Origin of the sequence: Mesorhizobium sp. M2A.F.Ca.ET.037.01.1.1, assembly GCF_003998075.1 — a bacterium.
In the GTDB taxonomy this organism is placed as follows: domain Bacteria; phylum Pseudomonadota; class Alphaproteobacteria; order Rhizobiales; family Rhizobiaceae; genus Mesorhizobium.
Genome location: NZ_RZSA01001352.1, coordinates 1 through 1,356 on the forward strand (window position 1 = coordinate 1; position 1,356 = coordinate 1,356).

Sequence of the window (1,356 nt, forward strand, 5' to 3'; positions counted from 1 at the left end):
AGCCTTATCGACACCTTGCGCGCCGAAGCCCGCGCCGCGCCCGAAAGCGGCATTGTCGCCGTCATCAACCATGGTCGCCTGTGCGAAGGGCTGATCCCGCTCTGGGCCGGCGAGGGCGATCTTCCGACGCCTTCCTTCATCAGCGATGCCGCCGCACGCGGGCTCGCTGATGGCGAGACCTTCTACACCTGGCAGAAGGGCATTCCCGAGCTCCGGCAGGCGCTCGCGCGCTACTACGCCAGGCATTTCGGCAAGACCTTCGCCGAGGAGGAGTTCATCGTCACCGCCTCTGGCATGCATGCCATCCAGCTGGCCATCGACGCCATCGCCGGCGGCGGCGACGAGGTGATCTACCTCTCTCCCGCCTGGCCGAATTTCGCCGCGGCCGCCGGCGTGGCGGGCGCCGTGCCGGTGCCGGTCACGCTCGACGAGTCCGGCAATGGCTGGTCCTGCGACGTCGACAAGATCGCCTCGGCAATCACGCCGCGCACCAAGCTGTTGTTCATCAACACGCCCTCCAACCCGACAGGCTGGACCGCCGACAGAGAAACGCTCCAGGCGATCCTGGATCTTGCCCGGGCAAAGGGCCTTTGGATCATCGCCGACGAGATCTATTCGCTGTTCCACTACGGCCATGGCCGCGCGCCGTCCTTTCTCGATGTCGCCACGCCCGAGGACCGCATCCTGTTCGTCAACAGTTTTTCCAAGAACTGGGCAATGACCGGCTGGCGTGTCGGCTGGATCAAGACCCATCCCGCCTTGCAGCAGGTGTTCGAGAACCTGATCCAGTACTCGACCTCGGGCGTCGCCCAGTTCATGCAGCGCGGCGCTGTCGCCGCCCTCGACGAGGGTGACGGCTTCATAGCGGAACAGGTGGAGCGCGCGCATGCCGCGCGCGACCTCGTCTGCGGCATTCTCGGCGAAACCGGCAAGGCGCGTTTCACCGTGCCGCAGGGCGCCTTCTACCTGTTCTTCAGGGTCGACGGCCTCACCGATTCCCGAAAAGCGGCCTTCGACATCGTCGACAATGCCAATGTCGGCCTGGCGCCCGGCACCGCCTTCGGTCCCGGCGGCGAGGCCTTCCTCCGACTATGCTTCCACCGCCGCCTCGATCAGCTCGATGAAGCGGCGCATCGCCTGGCGAAATGGATGAAGACGGTTTGAGCCGAGCGTCGACGAAGCCCGGATTGAAACTCGCTCCGGTGAGTCAGCCGGTGTGACTTTCGAGAACCGGAGCGCAGCGGACATTCAGGTCCGTGAGCACCGGAAGCGCAGAAAGTTGCAGCGGATGGCCGCCGGAGTAGAGTTTAAACCGGGCTTCAGCCGCCTGACTTCGGCACCAGGAGGGGAATGATC

1 protein-coding gene and 1 pseudogene are annotated in these 1,356 nt (G+C 65.1%); one reads left to right on the forward strand and one right to left on the reverse strand.

Annotated features, from left to right (window positions below; translation table 11 throughout):
- Window positions 1-1,164: pyridoxal phosphate-dependent aminotransferase (locus EOA27_RS36650; RefSeq protein ID WP_145970837.1), on the forward strand; the 1,164-nt coding region annotated here is incomplete at its 5' end.
- Between the two features lie 43 nt (window positions 1,165-1,207).
- On the opposite strand, the pseudogene EOA27_RS43240 reads toward EOA27_RS36650, so the two are convergent.
- Window positions 1,208-1,356, reverse strand: a pseudogene (locus EOA27_RS43240) (hypothetical protein); the annotation flags it as partial.